General features: G+C 60.8%; 18 protein-coding genes. 10 read left to right on the top strand and 8 right to left on the bottom strand.

The window, feature by feature from the left end:
* Positions 1 to 3 precede the first annotated feature (3 nt).
* From LC094_RS19005 to LC094_RS18990, 4 genes are all read right to left on the bottom strand, one after another.
* Entirely contained in the window at positions 4 to 465 is a 462-nt protein-coding gene (locus tag LC094_RS19005) for a tripartite tricarboxylate transporter TctB family protein (RefSeq protein ID WP_226554375.1), read from the bottom strand.
* A 99-nt stretch (positions 466 to 564) separates the two neighbouring features.
* Complete coding sequence (locus LC094_RS19000) at positions 565 to 1,533, bottom strand: tripartite tricarboxylate transporter substrate binding protein (RefSeq protein WP_226554374.1); 969 nt, start codon at positions 1,531 to 1,533, stop codon at positions 565 to 567.
* Positions 1,534 to 1,745: 212 nt separating this feature from the next.
* Positions 1,746 to 3,113 carry an adenylosuccinate lyase gene (gene purB, locus LC094_RS18995; protein WP_226554373.1) on the bottom strand — a complete coding sequence of 456 codons (1,368 nt, stop codon included), beginning with the start codon at positions 3,111 to 3,113 and terminating at the stop codon, positions 1,746 to 1,748.
* 41 nt (positions 3,114 to 3,154) lie between these two features.
* On the bottom strand, positions 3,155 to 3,490 hold the full coding sequence (locus LC094_RS18990) for a carboxymuconolactone decarboxylase family protein (RefSeq protein WP_226554372.1): 336 nt from the start codon (positions 3,488 to 3,490) through the stop codon (positions 3,155 to 3,157).
* 100 nt (positions 3,491 to 3,590) lie between these two features.
* Between LC094_RS18990 and LC094_RS18985 the strand changes: the two genes are divergently transcribed.
* Positions 3,591 to 4,295, top strand: coding sequence for an IclR family transcriptional regulator (locus LC094_RS18985; RefSeq protein ID WP_226554371.1), 705 nt, complete (start codon positions 3,591 to 3,593; stop codon positions 4,293 to 4,295).
* 249 nt (positions 4,296 to 4,544) lie between these two features.
* Here LC094_RS18985 and LC094_RS18980 read toward each other — a convergent pair whose 3' ends face one another.
* The 3 genes from LC094_RS18980 to LC094_RS18970 are packed head-to-tail and all read right to left on the bottom strand — an operon-like array spanning position 4,545 to position 5,877.
* Positions 4,545 to 4,997: a c-type cytochrome gene (locus LC094_RS18980; RefSeq protein ID WP_226554370.1), complete on the bottom strand. Its 453-nt coding sequence runs from the start codon at positions 4,995 to 4,997 to the stop codon at positions 4,545 to 4,547.
* A 48-nt stretch (positions 4,998 to 5,045) separates the two neighbouring features.
* Positions 5,046 to 5,423 (bottom strand): hypothetical protein, encoded by a 378-nt coding sequence (locus LC094_RS18975; protein WP_226554369.1) that lies wholly within the window; start codon positions 5,421 to 5,423, stop codon positions 5,046 to 5,048.
* A gap of 52 nt (positions 5,424 to 5,475) precedes the next feature.
* A complete protein-coding gene (locus LC094_RS18970; protein ID WP_226554368.1) occupies positions 5,476 to 5,877 on the bottom strand; it encodes a MerR family DNA-binding protein in 402 nt (133 codons plus the stop codon).
* A 271-nt stretch (positions 5,878 to 6,148) separates the two neighbouring features.
* On the opposite strand from LC094_RS18970, the gene LC094_RS18965 reads away from it, so the two are divergent.
* Entirely contained in the window at positions 6,149 to 8,623 is a 2,475-nt protein-coding gene (locus LC094_RS18965) for a heavy metal translocating P-type ATPase (RefSeq protein WP_226554367.1), read from the top strand.
* 2 nt (positions 8,624 to 8,625) lie between these two features.
* Here LC094_RS18965 and LC094_RS18960 read toward each other — a convergent pair whose 3' ends face one another.
* On the bottom strand, positions 8,626 to 10,011 hold the full coding sequence (locus LC094_RS18960) for an aminotransferase-like domain-containing protein (RefSeq protein ID WP_226554366.1): 1,386 nt from the start codon (positions 10,009 to 10,011) through the stop codon (positions 8,626 to 8,628).
* A 141-nt stretch (positions 10,012 to 10,152) separates the two neighbouring features.
* Here LC094_RS18960 and LC094_RS18955 point away from each other — a divergent pair, with 141 nt between their 5' ends.
* From LC094_RS18955 to LC094_RS18925, 8 genes are all read left to right on the top strand, one after another.
* Positions 10,153 to 11,013 carry a DMT family transporter gene (locus tag LC094_RS18955; RefSeq protein ID WP_226554365.1) on the top strand — a complete coding sequence of 287 codons (861 nt, stop codon included), beginning with the start codon at positions 10,153 to 10,155 and terminating at the stop codon, positions 11,011 to 11,013.
* Positions 11,014 to 11,032: 19 nt separating this feature from the next.
* Positions 11,033 to 11,155, top strand: coding sequence for a hypothetical protein (locus tag LC094_RS21625; RefSeq protein WP_264186591.1), 123 nt, complete (start codon positions 11,033 to 11,035; stop codon positions 11,153 to 11,155).
* A 122-nt stretch (positions 11,156 to 11,277) separates the two neighbouring features.
* The gene (locus LC094_RS18950) at positions 11,278 to 12,702 is read left to right on the top strand and encodes a UbiA family prenyltransferase (protein WP_226554364.1); all 1,425 of its coding nucleotides are present in this window, start codon (positions 11,278 to 11,280) and stop codon (positions 12,700 to 12,702) included.
* Positions 12,699 to 13,121, top strand: coding sequence for a GtrA family protein (locus tag LC094_RS18945; RefSeq protein WP_226554363.1), 423 nt, complete (start codon positions 12,699 to 12,701; stop codon positions 13,119 to 13,121). Before LC094_RS18950 ends, LC094_RS18945 begins: the two co-directional genes overlap by 4 nt.
* 472 nt (positions 13,122 to 13,593) lie before the next feature.
* Positions 13,594 to 15,018: a M24 family metallopeptidase gene (locus LC094_RS18940; RefSeq protein WP_226554362.1), complete on the top strand. Its 1,425-nt coding sequence runs from the start codon at positions 13,594 to 13,596 to the stop codon at positions 15,016 to 15,018.
* A 46-nt stretch (positions 15,019 to 15,064) separates the two neighbouring features.
* Entirely contained in the window at positions 15,065 to 16,309 is a 1,245-nt protein-coding gene (locus tag LC094_RS18935) for an ABC transporter substrate-binding protein (RefSeq protein ID WP_226554361.1), read from the top strand.
* A 31-nt stretch (positions 16,310 to 16,340) separates the two neighbouring features.
* Complete coding sequence (locus LC094_RS18930) at positions 16,341 to 17,243, top strand: carbohydrate ABC transporter permease (RefSeq protein ID WP_226554360.1); 903 nt, start codon at positions 16,341 to 16,343, stop codon at positions 17,241 to 17,243.
* On the top strand, positions 17,240 to 18,070 hold the full coding sequence (locus tag LC094_RS18925) for a carbohydrate ABC transporter permease (RefSeq protein WP_226554359.1): 831 nt from the start codon (positions 17,240 to 17,242) through the stop codon (positions 18,068 to 18,070). Before LC094_RS18930 ends, LC094_RS18925 begins: the two co-directional genes overlap by 4 nt.
* Positions 18,071 to 18,073 lie beyond the last annotated feature (3 nt).

Below are 18,073 nucleotides of genomic sequence, written 5' to 3'. Positions count from 1 at the left end.
TCCTCAGGGCAGGAAAGCTTGGAGATAGACGACAAGCAGGAGGTAGATCAGCGCGAGCGTGCCCAGCGTGACCAGACCTGCGACGACGGCGAGTTTGGGGTTGCGCACCGGCGCCAGCAAAACCGTGGTGACAAAGCAGAAGGCTGCGGTCGACACCATGAAGCCGACGGGTTTCATGCTCAGGAGATAGACAACGAAGAGCCCCAAAAGCAGCAGGCGACGCGGGCGAAACGCGCCACGCCATGTGGTCGCGAAATCCGGTTGCTCGGCATAGATATTGGACATCAGGGTCCGGGCGGTTTCGATCACACCGGTCAACAGGCCAAGGCCCAGAACCAGTTGCGGATAGAATTTCGCGGAGGTTATGCCTGAGGCACTGAATTCCGTCAGATTGCCGATCTGCGTGAAGCCGATCAGCATGACACAGAGATAGACCGCCGAGAAAAGAAGGTCTGTGGTACGCATCGCGCCACCTTTTCGAAAGTGAGGAAGGGCGGGCCCGCCGGAAAGCCAAAAGGCGGGCCCGTTCGATTGCGCGTCCCGAAGGCGCGGCAATCAAGTCGTTCAGCCGTCGACTTCGGTCAGGTTGAACTTGTCGGCGAGTTCCTCGATCCGCTGGTAGCGCTGGGCGAGAATGTCATCGAGTTCGCTGCCGCTTGCGGCGTCGACCGTCATGGACTGTTTCTGCAGCTGCGCCTGGCAGTCGGGATCGTTGGCGGCGGCCATCCAGGCCTCTGCCAGAGTGGTCACCACCTCTGCGGGCGTGTCCTTGGGAGCGAAGGTCGTGAAATACATCGGGAAGGTGCTGTCTGCACCTTGTTCCATGCTGGTGAGCGCTTCGCCCAGACGCGGATCACGGTCCTTCGAGAGCACGGCGACAGAGGTCAGATCACCCGAGTCGACATAGGGAGCCGCCGCGCCGACGGCGGTCGGAACGAGGGTGAGGTTGCCCTGAATGGCAGCCACGATCCGCGTTTTGTCGCCCGACATCGGAATGGTGCGCACGTCATCGTTGCTCACCCCCGCCTGATCGAGAAAGTCCAGAGCGGCAAAATGCGAAAACCCGTTCAGCGCCGTGCCGATGGTGTAATTGCCGGGATTGGCCGACACTTCCGCCTTCAGTTTCTCGACGCTGTCGATGCCGCTTTTGGCGCCGGCAAAGATGCCATAGTTCATCGCCACGGTCGTCGCGACGGGGGCAAAGGCGGTGTAGTTGTAATCCGAACGCCCGGTGGCGAGGCCCATGTCCATGCCTTGGTGTGCCCAGAGCAGTTTATAGCCATCGGCATGTGCATCGCGCACCTCGACTTCGGCGATTTTGCCGCGCGCGCCGGTGATGTTTTTCACCAGAACCTTTTCGCCGATCTGCTGTTCGATGCATTGCGCAAAGACGCGTGCGGAGACGTCGGAGCCGCCGCCGGGGCTAAAGGGGACAACCAATTCGATCGGCTTGTCCGGGAATGCCATCGCAGGGGCGGCGATGGTGAGGGCAAGGAGCGCGACCGCGCCGGTTTTCAGTGTATGTGCATGCATGTTTGTTCCTCCCAGTCATGACACGAGTGCGGGGATTCTATCCCGAAAAACCAAGCATTATTAACACGTTAGTTTCACTCTTGCGTTTCTAATTGAGAACGTTTCTTGGATCATCGTTCTCGAATTTCCGGCCGCGCAGAACACCTGTCACGGGTATGCTTGGCCGGTATCCCGATGCGCGATTCCTCCAATCGCGCATCGAAAATTCCTGATCAGGCCGCGAGCCAGGCCGCGTCTTTTTCGCGCGCCAGAACGCGGTCGATGCTGTCGCCGATGGCGCCCAGATAGGCCTCCGGGCGGGTCAGTTCGGACACGCTGTCATCGCTGAACGTATCGGAGATATGTTCGTGCGCCCGCAGCGCTTCGGCAAAGCTCAGACCTTTTTCGATGCCGCTCATCGAGGCCTCGTAAAGCCATTCATGCGCGGTGTTCTTGCCGACTTTATTGCCAAGTTCGAGCATGACTTTTTCCGACAGAAGATAGCCCTGCATCATCTCGACATTGCGCTTCATGGCGTCCTTGTCGATGCGCAGACCTTTCAGAAGCGCGCCGGCCTGGAACAGGATCGCGCCGCTGACCAAAAGCGTTTCCGGCACGGCTTTCCATTCGGATTTCCATGCGATGCCGTCCCGCTCATGTTCCTGCACCATGGCTTCCAGCATCATCGTGGCAGAGTAGCGCACGGAACGCGACAGCATGGCAACATTTTCCGCAGCGGTCGGGTTGCGTTTGTGCGGCATGGTGGACGAACCGAGTTTCCCTTCGGTGAAGCCCTCTTCAACTTCTGCGAACTCGTTGCGCTGCATGTTGAACAATTCGTTGCCGATCTTGCTCAGCGTGGCGGCGATCATCGCGAGAAGCGTGGTGTATTCCGCAATCCGGTCGCGCGAGGGCGCCCAGCTGATGTCCGTGGCGGCAAGGCCGAGGCGCTTGGCCACACCGGCTTCGATCTCTGCGACGCGCGGGCCGTAGCTGGCCTGGCTGCCGACGGCGCCGACGAGCATGACGACAAACAGACGGCTTTCCGCCTGGCTCAGGCGTTCGGCGTGACGCGACAATTCGTCGAGCCAGATCGCGCATTTATGCCCAAAGGTGATCGGCAGGGCCTGAACGCCATGCGTCCGACCGACCATCACCGTGTCGCGATGTTCGCCCGCAAGACGCACCAATTCGCGGCCGATGACGGCCAGATCGCGGGTGACGATGGCGTGGGCGTCCTTGAGTTGCAGGATCAGCCCGGTGTCCACCACGTCCTGTGTCGTGGCGCCGTAATGCAGGTTTTCCGATGCCGTCGGGCTCAGTTGTTTCTGAACCTGACGCAGAAGCGGGACCAGCGTGTGCTTGATCCGGCGGGTTTCCTCGGCGGTCGCGGCCAGATCGATTTTAGAAATGTCGCAGGCGGCTGCGATCTCCGTCGCGGCCTCCGCGGGAATGAGGCCGAGCTCGGCCTGCGTTTCGGCAAGGGCGCGTTCGAAGTCGAGCCATTTTTGCAGGCGGGTGTTTTCGCAAAACACGTCGCGCATCTCCGGAGTGCTCCAGAGGTGACACATGGTTTGCATGTCAAAGACGGATACGCTCATCCGTTATCCTTTCAAGTCAGTATCGTGTGGCGATCGGGGGATCAGAGGTCGTCGCCGTAGAATTTCATCGCGAGGCCGCCATGGGCCGCCGCCGCACCGGCACAGAGTGCGGCCGACAGCAAAACGGCCTCGGCCACTTCTGCTTTCGTGACGCCTGCGGCTTTGGCTTTCTGGACGTGCGATTGGATGCAGTAGGGGCAACCTGTGGCATGCGCCACGGCCACCGCCACGATCTCGCGGGTGCGCGGTGGGATCGCGCCATTGTCCTCCCCGGGGATCTTGTTCAGCGTCATCCAGGCGTCAAAGTCTTTGGGCGCCAGTTTCGCCATCTCCATCCGATGTTTTGCATCGTCTGCAGAATAAAATTCTGTCGTCATGCGTTCCTCCTCCTTGTTTCACTCAATGAAACATGTATTATTCAGTAAAACAGCGAGGTTTTTTCCTGTCAACGCTCTCGTGAAAATGGAGGTCACATTCATGACAGACACCAAGCCACCCTCAGGCGTTCTGGATCGCGGTTTGCTCCTGCTGTCGCTCTTCTCTATGGGAAGAAAAAGGCTTCAATTACGAGAGCTTGCGGAACTCTCGGGTCTCGACAAAGCGACCGCGCTCCGGCTGTTGAAAGTTTTGGTGCAATGGGGCTTTCTGGAGAAGAACGGAGACGGCGCTTATTCGCCGGGGCCGGCGAATCTCCGGCTGTCTTCCATTTTCAAGGCGACCTCGAATCTCATGTCCCGCATCGAACCGCCCATCGCGCGGATCAGTGCGCGGGTCGAGCAGACGACCTCTTTCTTCATCCGTTCAGGCAATGAACGCACCTGTCTGGCGCGCGACCATGCCTATCAGGATTTTCGGTATTTCATCGATGTCGGCGGCAGTGTGTCACTGGACGAAGGCGGCGCGGCGGCGCAGCTTTTGTTCGCTTACACCGAACCCGAGACGCCCACATATGCCGCCACGAAAGCGCGCGGCTATTACATCTCGCGTGGGGAGCGCAACAAACACTTTGCGTCGATCGCTTTCCCATTGTTCGAAAGCGACGGGTCGTTCTTGGGGGCGATTGCCATCACGGGCATGGCGGTCGATCTCGATAACGAGACATTGATTTCATTCCGTGACGTTGCGCATGCCGAGATGGCGATGGCTGGATTTGAAGTGATGTTGGACACCGGCGACAGGTGAAACGGCCAGATTGTCCGCTGGAGGTCTCTTCCGGAGAGGCTTTCTGGGTCGTCTGTTGGCAATGCGTGGCGCTCAGACCTTTTCCCTCTTCAAATGAGGGGGAATGGCGCGGCGATCCAAAGTGTCGCCGCGCCAAACCGAGGTCACGATCTGCTCCCTCTCAGATGCGATCTGGGGCAGGTTTGGGATTAGATCCTGGCGGCCGTTCCGCCGGGGACCTGACAACGGGGCGTCTAGAAACCGGTCATCTCAGTTGATCCCATTGGCGCGCTGCAACGCGCGGACATAGGCTATGATCGCCTTCACGTCGCCCGGCGTGACGCCCTCTTGCGGAGGCATGTTGCCAAACCGCCAGTGGTGCGCTTGCACGCCGCGCTCTGCGGCCATCAGGAAAGACATATCTCCGTGGTGCGACGGCTCATAGATTTTATGCACCAAGGGCGGACCGAACCCCTCTTTGCCTGCGGCGTTCTCCCCATGGCAGGCGGCGCAGACGCCATCGAAGGCGCGTTTGCCGATTTGCGCATTGGCGGAGAGCGCCTCCGGCAGCGTGACGGCGACAATCGGAGCGCCTTCGGCCGGGCGCGAGGAGGAGGCGAGTGGTGCAGGGGCGTGCATCGGCGCGGGTTCGGGTTTGAAGAAGACATAGGCCGCAAGCGCCACAACAGCGGCACCGGCCAGGGGCAGGATAAATTTGTTCATGATGTTTCCGTATCGGATCAAGACGCAGAGACGCGCCAAAAGAAGAGTTCAGGCGAGGGAGATCCCGATACGGGGCGGCGGAAGGTCCATCGTCGGCGCCCGCGCCATGATCTTTGCGGCGGGGACGGGCGGGAACCCAACCGGTTGGAGCACACGGCTCACCGTATAGTCGAGGCTTAGCCCCGGCGTGAACAGCACACAGATCGCCCCATGCGGGCAGGGGCCATCCATGGGGGCCGCATCAGAGGTGGTGTGGGTGCAGTCAGGGCACATCTCATGATGATGCACTCCATGCTGCGCGGCAGTTGCGACCGTTTGTGTCGCGCCCGTCATCTTGGCCTCGGACATCTCATGCACCATCCCTGCGCGGGGCGCAGAGAAGAGGGTCAGCAACCCGATGAGCAAGAGGGTGACGAGGCGGAACAAACAGGGTCTCCGTGGCTTTCAATGTCGATCATGGCGTGTGGCACGCGCTTGGTCAACGCGCGGTTGAAGCCGAGGTGCTTAGCCCATCCAGAATCGCACAATCGGGGGCCTCATCGCCGTGACATTTCGAAATCAAATCGGTGAGGCGCGCCTCCAAGGCCTGAAGATTGGCGATTTTCTCGCGGACAGATATGAGGTTTTGCTCGGCCAGGTCTCGCACGTCGCGGCTATGTCGCGTGGGGTCTGCCTCAAGGGCCAGTAAAGCGCGGCACTCTTCGAGCGAAAACCCCATCAATCGCGCCTGCGCCAACAACCGCAACCGGGCAATCTGAGGCGCATCGAAATCGCGATAGCCATTCGCGGCCCGGTCCGCAGAGACGAGGCCGATGTCTTCGTAATAGCGGATCGTTTTGACGGGCAGGCCGGTTTCGGCCGAAGCATGTCCGATGTTCATCGTAAATCTCCTTTGAATGTCTTATAAACCCTCCACCAGCTGGAGGGTAAAGTCACGTCGATGTGAAGCCTGAAATCAAGCCGCGGTGACCGACACTGCGCGCGGCACATTTGAAATCACATCGCTTGAGGCCAGATTCATCTGAGGAGCTGGGGATTTTCCGCCATCCAAAACGGTCAGATAAATCCACACATGCCCCCTTGACCCTCCAGTTGCTGGAGGCCCTATCTGAGACGGCGAGGTCAGAAACCGACACGATCAGGAGTGAATCATGACAGCGCAGCCCCATCCTTCGCACGACCATCACCACCATGCCGCATCTGATGTGATCCGTGATCCGGTCTGTGGCATGACCGTCGATCCGACGGCAGGCAAACCGCATCTCGAACACGGTGGTCACAGCTATCATTTCTGCTCCAGTGGCTGCCGCGACACATTCGAGGCCAAGCCTGAGGCCTATATCACTGCGACCGATCCGGTCTGTGGTATGTCGGTGGATCGCGCCAGCGCGGCGCATATGTCCAAGCTCGATGGGGAGCGGTTTTATTTCTGCTCAGAGAGCTGTCAGGAGAAATTCGAGACAAGCCCGGAGCACTACCTCGGTGCGCGTCCAAAGGCGAAAGCCATGCCGGAGGGCACGCAATACACCTGCCCGATGCATCCGGAAATTGTCGAGGATCATCCCGGCGATTGCCCGAAATGCGGCATGGCTTTGGAGCCGATGACGCCCTCTGCGGACAGCGGGCCGAACCCGGAACTGATTGATTTCAAACGTCGGTTCAAGATCATGGCCCCGCTTGCCGCTGCCGTCTTCGTCTTAGAGATGGGCAGCCATGTCGGACTGCCCTTTGCCGAGTGGATCGGTCATAAACCGTTTCTCTGGCTTCAGTTCGCTCTGACCACGCCGGTTTTGTGGTGTGCGCGGCCCTTCTTCATTCGCGGCTGGAAATCCGTGGTGAACCGGTCTCCCAATATGTGGACCCTGATCGCGCTTGGCACGCTCGCGGCCTATCTGTTTTCGCTCGTCGGGCTCTTGGCGCCATCGGTGTTCCCTTCGGATATGCTCAGTGCCCACGGCTTGCCGCCGGTCTATTTCGAAGCCTCGGCGGTCATTCTGGTGCTGGTTCTTATTGGCCAGTTGATGGAGCTGACCGCACGGGAACGCACCGGAGATGCGATCCGGGCGCTGATGGATTTGGCCCCGAAAACCGCGCGGCTTGTCACGAAGGACGGGCAAAAAGATGTAGAAAAAGATGTGCCGCTCGACGAAGTGCAAACCGGGGATCGGCTGCGCGTGCGTCCGGGGGAAAGCATTCCTGTGGATGGGGAAATCGTCGAGGGAAGCTCCTCCGTCGATGAAAGCATGATCACCGGCGAACCCGTGCCCGTGAAAAAGGCACAAGGCGATGCCGTCACCGGCGGCACGCTCAACAAATCCGGCTCTTTCGTCATGGAGGCACAGGCGGTCGGGTCAGAAACAACGCTGTCTCGTATCGTCGCCATGGTCGCTCAGGCCCAGCGCTCCCGTGCTCCGATCCAGGGGCTGGCCGACCGTGTGTCGCTCTATTTTGTACCCGCTGTCGTCGTCACCGCCATCGTCGCCTTCCTGGTCTGGCTCACGGTCGGGCCAAGCCCCGCGCTGGGCTATGCGACGGTCGCGGCGGTTTCCGTTCTGATCATCGCCTGTCCCTGTGCGCTGGGCCTCGCGACGCCGATGTCGATTATGGTCGGCACCGGGCGCGGTGCGCAGGCGGGGGTGCTGATCCGGGATGCCGAGGCGCTTGAACGCTTTGCCAAGGTCGACACGTTGATCGTGGACAAAACTGGCACGCTGACGGAGGGCAAACCCTCGCTCATCGATGTCATCGCGAAAGACATTTCGGAAGAGGAACTGAAATCCTACGCCGCCGCCCTTGAGCGTGGCTCGGAGCATCCTCTTGCCGAGGCCATCCTTGAGGGCACGAAGGAGGCGCCCAAACGCGAGGCGACCGGCTTTGAGGCAATCACCGGCAAGGGCGTGACCGCCATGATCGACGGCGCACAGGTCGCCTTGGGCAACGCAGCGCTGATGCAGGGCCAAGGCGCAGAGCCCGGTGTTCTGAGCAAAGGTCTGGAACGTCTGCAATCCGAGGGCAAAACCGCCATGTATCTTGCCAAAGACGGCGCGGTCGTCGGCATCCTTGCCGTGGCCGACCGGATCAAGGAGACGACGCCCGAAGCCATCAAGGCCCTGCACGCAGAAGGGCTGCGCATCGTCATGGCCACCGGCGACAGTAAACGCACGGCAGAGGCGGTGGCGAAACGGCTCGGCATCGACGAGGTGCGCGCGGAGGTCTCACCCGAAGGCAAAGCCGCGCTGGTCGAAGAGCTGCGCACGTCCGGCGCGCGGGTGGCGATGGCGGGGGATGGCGTCAACGATGCGCCCGCGCTGGCCGCCGCCGATGTCGGCATCGCCATGGGCACCGGCGCGGATGTCGCAGTGGAAAGCGCGGGGCTGACACTTGTGAAAGGCGATCTGACGGGCATTCTCAGGGCACGTCGTCTGGCCGAAGCCGTGATGCGCAACATTCGGCAGAACCTGTTTTTTGCCTTTGCCTACAACACGGCCGGCGTACCGATTGCGGCGGGCATCCTCTACCCGGCCTTCGGCCTTTTGCTTTCACCGGTGATTGCGGCGCTGGCGATGAGTTTTAGCTCGGTGTCGGTCATCTTGAACGCGTTGCGTCTGAAAGGGATCAAATTGTGATGTCATTCCGGCTCAGGCATGGCCCTCTTCAGCACCTCATAGACCCGAGGATCGCGCATTTGCGTCACGTTGAACCGCATGAAACGCGTCGCCATTTGCGAGGGGCTGAACACGTTGCCGGGGGCCAGCACCACATTCTCCGCCATCGCCCGTTGTGCAATCACGCCCGTGTCACAGCCTTCGGGGAAGCGGCACCAGAGGTAGAACCCGCCACGCGGCGAAACCCAAGGCGTGATCCCCAAAGGCGCCAGCTTTGCGGCCACCGTTTTGCGCGCCCCCGCCAAACGGCGGTGCAACTCGGCGAGATGTTTGCGGTAGATGCCCCCCGTGAGCACATGGGCCAGCAACTCGGTCGCCACCGGGCTTGGACCGCCAAAACTCGTTGCGACCTGTAGATCGACCAGCGCCTCGATCCAATCGGTCCGCCCGGCGATATAGCCGCAGCGCACCGAGGCCGAGAGCGTCTTGGAAAACCCGCCGATCCTGAGCACCCGGTTCAGCCCGTCGAGCACGGCCAGCCGGGGCGAAGGCTCCGGTTCGAGATCGACGAATGTGTCGTCTTCGACGATGGTCAACTCATGCGCCGTGGCCAGCGACAAAAGCTGATGCGCGACCTGGGGCGACATGGTGGCGCCGGTCGGATTGTGCAATGCGGAATTGGTCAGGTAGAGCCGTGGCGCCTGTGCCAATGCGGCCTCGAATGCCGCCAGATCCGGCCCCTGTGGCGTGTAGGGAATGCCAATGATCTTGACCTGATGCGCCCGCAACAGGGCCCGAAAGTTGAAATACCCCGGATCGTCGACCAGCACCGTATCGCCGGGCCGCAACAGCAATCGGCAGATCAAATCCATCGCCTGTGACGCCGAGGCGGTCAGCATGAGGTGTTCGGCGGTGGCATTCAGATTTTCTTCCGCAAACCGCCCAAGCAGGCTGCGCCGCAGCACCATCGAGCCGCGCGCAGAGGCGTAATTGGTCAGGATCGCCGCCTCGCTTTTCGCCACCGCACGCAAGCCCTTGCGCAGGGCCTCCTCTGGCATCCAGTCCTCCGGCAACCAGCCACACCCCGGCTGGATTGCGCCGGGACGCGCATCGAGCGACTGGCGCGACACCCAGAACGGATCGACATTGCGCGCCTGAGGCGAGCGCGCCTGTGCGAGTTTCATCGGCGGCAGGTTGCTGTTCGAGACATAAAAGCCGGAGCCACGTTTCGCGCTGATCACCCCTTCGGCGGCGAGCCGGTCATAGGCCTCGACCACGGTCGAGGGCGACACGTGCATCTGTTCGGCAAAGCGCCGGATCGACGGCATGCGATCCCCCGGCCCCAGTGTGCGCGTGGCAATCCTGTCGCGCAGAACCTGCATCAGATGATCTGTCTTCGTGCCTGCCATGCCAAGCCTCCGTCTGATTTGCGCAACTGTACCGCTCATAGCCCCCATACAGTTCTATGAAATTGTACGGGATTGTCTCTGTCTACAACGGCCTCCCGCGCATACCCAGAAGAAAATCACGAAACGACCGATGGCACAGACATGGATCACAAACTGACAGGCTGGGGCAGTGGCTTCCTTGGCGTTCTCATCTTCAGCGGGTCGTTGCCCGCAACCCGCGTGGCGGTGACGGATTTCGCGCCGTTGTTCCTGACCTCCGCCCGCGCCGTGATCGCCGCCGTTTTGGGTCTGTTGTGCCTTTTGGCCCTGCGCCAAAGCCGTCCCGACCGAAGCGACCTGACGCCTCTCGGGGTCGTCGCTCTGGGTGTCGTCATCGGTTTTCCGCTTTTGACGGCGCTGGCGTTGCAATCCATCACCGCGGCGCGGTCCATCGTCTTTATCGGCCTGCTTCCCCTCGCCACCGCGATCTTCGGCGTGATCCGGGGCGGCGAGCGGCCCAAAGCCGCCTTCTGGATGTTTTCGCTCCTAGGCGCGGCGACCGTCTCGGGCTTTGCCTTGATGCAGAGCGCGGCCGGTGCCTCAAAAGGCGATCTTTTGATGCTGGCGGCGATTGTCGTCTGTGGTTTGGGCTACGCCGAAGGCGCCACCCTGTCGCGGCGCTTGGGGGGCTGGCAGGTGATCTCTTGGGCGCTTTTGATCGCGCTGCCGGTGATGGCTGCGCTCAGCCTGTTCACATGGCCCGCGACCTTCAGCACGATTTCGACCCCCGGCTGGATCAGCCTCGGCTATGTCGCCCTGTTCAGCATGATGCTGGGCTTCGTGTTCTGGTATCGCGGGCTGGCGCTTGGCGGCATCTCGCAGGTCGGACAATTGCAGCTTCTGCAACCGTTCTTCGGCCTTCTCCTAGCGGCGCTTTTGCTGCGCGAGCCCATCGCATGGCAGATGGTCGCCTGCACCGCGATCACCGTGCTTTGTGTCGCGGGCGCAAAGCGTTTTGCCTGACAGTGTGAGGACAAAGATCATGTTTCAAATTCTTCTCTGGCTGCTGCGGATCAGCAGTTTTGGCACCGGCACAGACCCCGCCCATGTGAAGCAGATGTGCCGGACCACACCGGCGCGCTCGCGGGAGGATTTCGGGCGGTGACGGCGCGGGCATGAAGGCCACAACGGCATGGCCAATACGCGCCTGAGGGCGCTTCGCCATTGACACCCCGATGTGCCGCTTGCAGTCTCTGGCCACGTGATGTGGCCGATCGGAAAGTTGTTTTGAAACAGGACTCTCAAACCCTCGTCGTCGATCTCGACGGCACCTTGCTTCGGTCCGATATGCTGTATGAAAGTTTCTGGTCCGGCTTTGCGGGCGATTGGAAACTGCCGTTTCGGGCCGCTCTGACCCTGCCCAAGGGCAAGGCCGCGCTCAAACGGCTTTTGGCGCAGAATTCCAGTGTCGATGTCACCACTTTGCCCTATGACGACCGGGTTCTGGCGCGGGTGAAGGACTGGCGCGCGAGCGGCGGGCGCACCGCGCTTGTCACCGCGACAGATCAGGCGCTTGCCGATCAGATCGCCGCCCATCTCGGTCTGTTCGACGATGTAATCGGCTCGGATGGCGCGGCAAACTTGAAAGGCCCGGCCAAGGCCGACACTTTGGTGGCGCGCTACGGCGCGGGCGGGTTCACCTATATGGGCGATCACGAGGCGGATTTGGCGATCTGGTCCAAGGCAGGTGGGGCGATCACCGTGAACGCCAAACCGGAGCTGAAAGCCAAGGTGACCTGCGATGGCCCGATCGAGCATCTCGACCGCCCCGCGCGGGACCTTGCCCCCTATTTCAAAGCCATTCGCCCGCATCAATGGCTCAAAAACATCCTGATTTTCTTTCCGATGCTGGCCGCGCATGAGCTGAGCCTGATGATCTTTCTCAGAGCGCTCATTGCTTTTGCCTCGTTCAGTTTGATCGCCTCTTCCGTCTATGTTCTCAATGATTTGCTGGACCTGAAAGGCGACCGGGCGCATCCGCGCAAACGCCTGCGCCCCTTTGCGGCGGGGACGATCCCCATCGCGCGCGGCACAGTCATGGCCGTCTCGCTTTTGCTTGCGGGGCTGATCCCGGCGATCTGGCTCGGCCTGCCGTTTCTCAAGGTCATGGTGGTCTACTATGTCCTGACCATGGCCTATTCTTTGCGCCTCAAGCGTCAGCTTGTGGTCGACATCTTTGCGCTGGCCGGGCTGTACACCATCCGCATTCTCGCGGGCGGCACCAGTTCCGCGATCCCGATGTCGGTCTGGCTTCTGGCCTTTTCGATCTTTTTCTTCTTCTCGCTTGCGGCCGTCAAACGTCAGGCCGAACTCGTCGATGGCCTGAAATCCGGCAAGCTTAAAGCCCATGGTCGCGGCTATCATGTCGATGACGTGCCCATCGTTGCGATGATGGCGCTGGCCTCCGGCTATGTGTCCGTGCTGGTCATGGCGCTCTATATCAGCTCGCCGCAAGTCGCACAGCTTTACACCCAGCCCGGCTATCTTTGGGGCGCTTGTCTTGTGCTGTTCTACTGGCTGAGCCGCATGGTGATGACCACGCATCGTGGCAAGATGAACGACGATCCGGTGCTTTACGCCGCCAAGGATCGGGTCAGCCTGATCTGTTTTGCGCTCATCCTCGGCGCCGGATTTGCGGGCGCCTCGCTGTGACGACGCTTGCGCATCTGTCGACCTCTGCGCTGGTGCTGCGCTATGCCGGGTTCGCCATTTTGGCGACGCTGGCCAATCTCGGTGCGCAACGCATGGTGTTGGGCATCTGGCCCAAGGGCTTGTTCGTTGCAATGATCCTCGGCACCGGGATCGGGCTTGTGGTGAAATATCTCCTCGACAAGCGCTGGATCTTTTTCGACGTCGAGACCGGGGCGCGGGCGCATGGCCGCAAATTTGGCCTCTATACGGCGATGGGGTTGATCACGACGGCGATTTTCTGGGGCATGGAAGCGGGCGCTTGGGCGATCTGGCACAGCACCATGGCGCGCGAGGTCGGTGCAATCCTGGGATTGGCCATCGGCTATGTCGTCAAATTCCATCTGGACCGCCGGTTCGTGTTTCAAACAGACCTGAGCTGAGCTTTTCATTTCAGTGCGCGGGTGTGTTCCTGTGCCGTCTGGGTAAAAGGCGCGCCAGCGTCTCCGCGCCGCCAAACTCACTATCATCTCCTGCAAAAATATGCCGCTGAGCGACGCCGTGGGGCCGATCGTGTTTTAGATGTGATGAATAAATCATCATGAGCCAAAGAGGGTTTTGGGAAAAAAGTTCCTCGTCGTTTTGAAAAGTTTCAATCATCACTGTGGAATGTGGCGTTTATTTCTAAAAATTTGCATTGAAATAAGATGGTTATTGGATTTTCACATGTGAGATTTTTGGTCCGAATTTGCAGGCAAAAGTCGTCAAAATCACCTCTTCGAACAGCTGCGGAAACTTTGTGCAAGCCGGTCGAAATTCCCGATCAGTGCTTGAAGGCGCGTCGGGTTCGGCCCCTTAACTGAGGGTGCAAAGCACGGTGTTCGCGGCGTGCCCCACAAAGAAGAGCCCAAGATCATGACCCTCACGAATACGGCCACTGCCTCGCAAAATCTCTCCCGGATGGAGCGCCTTCTCGACGGTTTCGAGCCGGATTTCGAATTCCAGCCGGTCGATCCCCTGCCGGAGAGCGAATATGAGGACCGCCTGCGTCGTATCCGTCAGGAGGCGAGTGCGGCGGGGCATGATGTGGTGGTGGTGCATAGCGACAGCATCGGGTCCTACAAGACCTCGAACTCCTACCTGCGCTATATTTGCGACTGGGCCCGCGAAGGCGTGTTGATCATTCCGACCGACACGGATCAGCCGCTCAGCCTCTACACGATCTTTTCAAGCTCGGTGGTGCTGCCGCCGGTCGGTGAGCCGCTTTTGGTCGATGACATATGGCAGGTCGGCACCTGGGGTCGCGAAACCTACAACCGCCCCGGACGCGGTGTCGACCGGGTGGTCGAGGCGGTCTCTGCGCATCTCATCCGCGCCGGGTTTCAATCCGCCCAGATCGGTCTGGTCGGGGATGCGACCTCCGCACCCTATTGGGAGGGGTTGGCACAAGAGCTGCCGCGCTGTCGTTTCGCCAAGGCGCATGAGGCCATCGACCGGATGCAGCGCCGCCGGAGCAAGGCCGAACAGGCCGTCGTGCGCGCCGCCACCGAATTGGCCTGCATCGGCATGCAGGCGGCCTATCATGTGATCCGTCCCGGCGTGACCGACCATGAAATCTACGCCGCCTTCACCTTCGCGCAAATGGCGCGGGGCGGCGAGACCGGCGATGGCTATCAAATCGGCATCAACCGCTGGGGCACCCATTGCGGCAAACCCTACGGCCATGTCGTGCGGGGTGGCGATCTGATCAACCTCTATATCTCCTCTGTGCAATATCACGGGTATTCGACCCAGATCGCCCGGATGATCGCCGTCGGCGACATCACGGACGACCAGGAAGAGGTGTTGGAGATGTGTGCCGAGGGCGTCGAATGTGCCGCCGCTCTGGTGCGTCCCGGTGCGTTGATTTCCGACATCGCCAATGCCTCTTTCGCGCCCTATATCGCGCGCGGCTATCTCAGTTCTGCAGACAGCCGGACCATGCCTTACAACTGGCAGGCCGGCGAAAACGGCGCCCCTTTGCGTGTCCCGACCCAGTATGTCCCCGATGCGGATTGGGAAGCGAAGGGGCGCCGGATCAACCATGTCTGGCCTGCCACAAAAGGACCGCACAACCCGAATGTCGGCCATTCGGTGTCGATGCCGAAAATGCCGCCCTACAACATTCAATCCAACAACCATGCCAAACTCGAAGAGGGCATGACCTTTGTATTGCACTCCCAATGGCTCGATCCGCTCAAGGCGGGGGCGAACATCGGAGATTGCTATCTCGTGACGGATAACGGGGCAGAGAACCTCTCCCGTCATGTCCCCCTCGCGGCCCATCGCGTCAGCGTCTGAGCCGCCCCTGAACGACTATAAAACGTCCAACAAAGAGGAAATCCACATGTCTTTCACCCGCCGTTCCCTGATGACGAGCGCCCTGTCTGTGGCGCTGGCCGCCGGTGCTTTGGTCGCGCCGATGAGCGCTCAGGCCGAAACCACGCTTGTCATCGCCAACTCGCAATGGCTTGACGCCCTGCGCGGCCAGAACCTTTGGGCCGCGATCAAGAAATTCGAAGAAACCCATCCCGATGTGACGCTCGAACAAGAAGCGATCCCGTCCAAGGATTACCCGGATCGTCTCATGACCGAGATGGGCGCGGGGCAGGGGCCGGACATCATGATCGTGCAGGAGGGCCTGTTCTACACCCTCGCCGGGGCCGAATTCCTCGTGCCGCTCGACGATGTGACCGAAGGCGTCGGCAATCTGAACGCCACCAATGAAAACGGGGTCGTGGACGGCACCCGTCTCGGCATCGCATGGCAGCGTGCCGTTTATGCGCTGATCTACAACAAATCTGTCCTTGCCGCCGCGGGCGCCGAGGTGCCGACGGACATCGACGGGCTGATCGCCAATGCCGAAAAAGCCGCCTCGGCGACAGGCGCCATCGGGTTTACCGGCCGTCATTCGATGAATGAATTCAGCGCGTGGTTCATGGATTTCCAGAACTGGGCCTATGGCTACGGCGTCGATTGGGTCGATGCCGAGGGCAAGCTGACCATCAACACGCCGGAAGCCGTCGAAGCGGTCGAGGCGTTTAAGGCCGCCTATGCCTCCGGCATCATGCCGATCGGCGATCCGATGAGCACCCAGCGCACCCGCTTCAAAGAAGAACAGGTCGCCTTTTCCATCGACAATTCCGGCGGCTCTTTGAACATTGCTTCGGGCGGTGCGATGCCGTCGAGCGATCTCGGTGCGGCGCCGCTGCCTTTCCCGCATCCGGGCGCACACCAACAGATTTTCCTCGGTGTCAGCACGCATTCCGATCACCCGGAGGTGGCCAAGGAATTCCTGTCCTGGCTTTTGACCGATGAGGGGCAACAGGCGCTGCGTGAGGCCTCTGGCCCGGATGCTCTGGCCACCGATGTGCCGGTGACAGCAGAGTTCGAAGCGGCCAACCCCTGGGCGCCGGCCTTCGCCGAATTGGCGGAAACCTCGCGGTCGACCCTGATCCCGGGCTATGAGCTTGAGACCACCTCGATCATGCGTCCGGTGATGACCGGGGTTGAAAAGGTGCTTTTGGGGGCGGCAACCGCCGAAGAGGCACTGGCCGAGGCTCAGGCGGACATTTCCGCCGATTTCAACTGATCTGACGTAAGACTGAGAAGGACCGCGACACATGTCGACACCGACCATATCGCGCCAACGCCTGACGGCCCTCGTACCATATGCCTTTGTCGCGGTCCCGCTCGCCTATCTCGGGGTCTTCATGTTCTGGCCGCTTCTGCGCCAGATGTGGATGAGCCTGACCGATACGCGGCTCATGAACCCCACCAAGGGGGATTTCATCGGGCTCGAAAATTATCGACACCTGCTGGCCGACCCGCAATTTTACACCTCGCTGCATGTCACCGTGGTCTACACGCTTTTGACCGTGATTTTCGGGGTCGGGCTTGGCACCATTTCCGCTCTGGCGATCAACCGGCCCTTTCCGGGGCGCACCATCGTGCGTGCCGTGCTGCTCTTTGGCTGGGCCGTGCCGAATGTGGCGGCCACGCTGATCTGGCTCTGGATCTACAACGGACCTTCCGGGGTGGCCAATGAATTGACCGAATGGCTGGGCCTCGGGCGGGTGCAATGGCTGACGTCGATCGACATGGCGTTGCCGTCGATCATGATCGTGACCGTTTGGCAGGTGGCGCCCTTTGTCATGCTGGTGATGCTGGCGGCGCTGCAATCCGTGCCCGATGAGGTGCGCGAAGCCGCCCGCGTCGATGGTGCCGATGCGCTCAATGTGTTCCGCAATGTCACCTTGCCCTACATCTTGCCGACCATGCAGCTCGTCTCGCTTCTGGTCGCCGTCTGGTCGATCCGTCGCTTCGAGATCATCTACCTGCTCACAGGGGGCGGGCCGATCGGCTCGACCAGCACGCTTGTGGTGCAAATTCGTCTGACCGCCTTCGAGGATTACGATCTTGGTCTGGCCAGCGCCTATGGCGCGGTCGGTCTGGTCCTCGCGCTGCTGGTCGCTCTCGTCCATTTTATCTTCGAGCGCCGCCGGGCGCGGGTGATGTCGAAATGAAACGCAATCCTCTTTTGTCCCTCTCGCGCGGTCTTCTGATCGTGATCCTCGCGACCTTTGCAGGCTTTCCGGTCTATTGGATGGCCTCCACCGCGCTGAATGTGAATTCGCAGCTCTTCAACACCGGTCAGGTGCCCTGGCCCCAGCTCGGCAACCTGCCGGAACTTCTGAGCGAACTGGCGCAGGTGCCGATCCTGCGCTGGCTGATGAACACCGGGCTGATCGCGGCGGGCACAACCGTGTTCAGCCTCACGCTCGGCTCCGTTCTGGGCTACGCGCTCAGCCGGTTTCGGTTTCAGGGCCGCGGTGCCATCGGTTTTCTGCTGTTCATGACACAGGTGATCCCCGAGGCCCTCATCGTCGTGCCGCTCTACGCGATCTTCATCACGCTGGGGCTTTTGAACAACCTCTGGGGGCTGGTGCTGGCCAATGTCGGCTTTTCCCTGCCGGTGGCGGCCTTTATCCTCAAAGGCGCGATGGATGCCATTCCCTATGAGGTCGAGGAAAGTGCGATCATCGACAATTGTCCGCGCCTTGGCATCCTCAGCTTTGTGATCTTTCCGTTGATCGCGCCCTCGCTGGCCGCCGCCGCGGTGATTTCTTTTTTCGCGGGCTGGAACGAATTCCTCTTTGCCGCGACCTTCCTGATGGACCGTGAACTTTGGCCCACCTCGGTCGGCCTCGCCAGCTTCATCGGCCAATATGAGACCCCGCTTTCGGCGGTCATGGGGGCGGCTCTGGTGTTTTCGATCCCGGCTGTCGCCTTCTTCCTCCTCGTTCAACGCAAAATCGTCGCAGGCCTGACCTCCGGCGCAGTGAAAGGGTAACCC

The organism is Celeribacter naphthalenivorans (assembly GCF_020524585.1).
Lineage (GTDB): Bacteria > Pseudomonadota > Alphaproteobacteria > Rhodobacterales > Rhodobacteraceae > Celeribacter > Celeribacter naphthalenivorans.
Note: the sequence above shows the minus strand (reverse complement) of the source record. Positions and strands in the feature narration are given on the sequence as shown.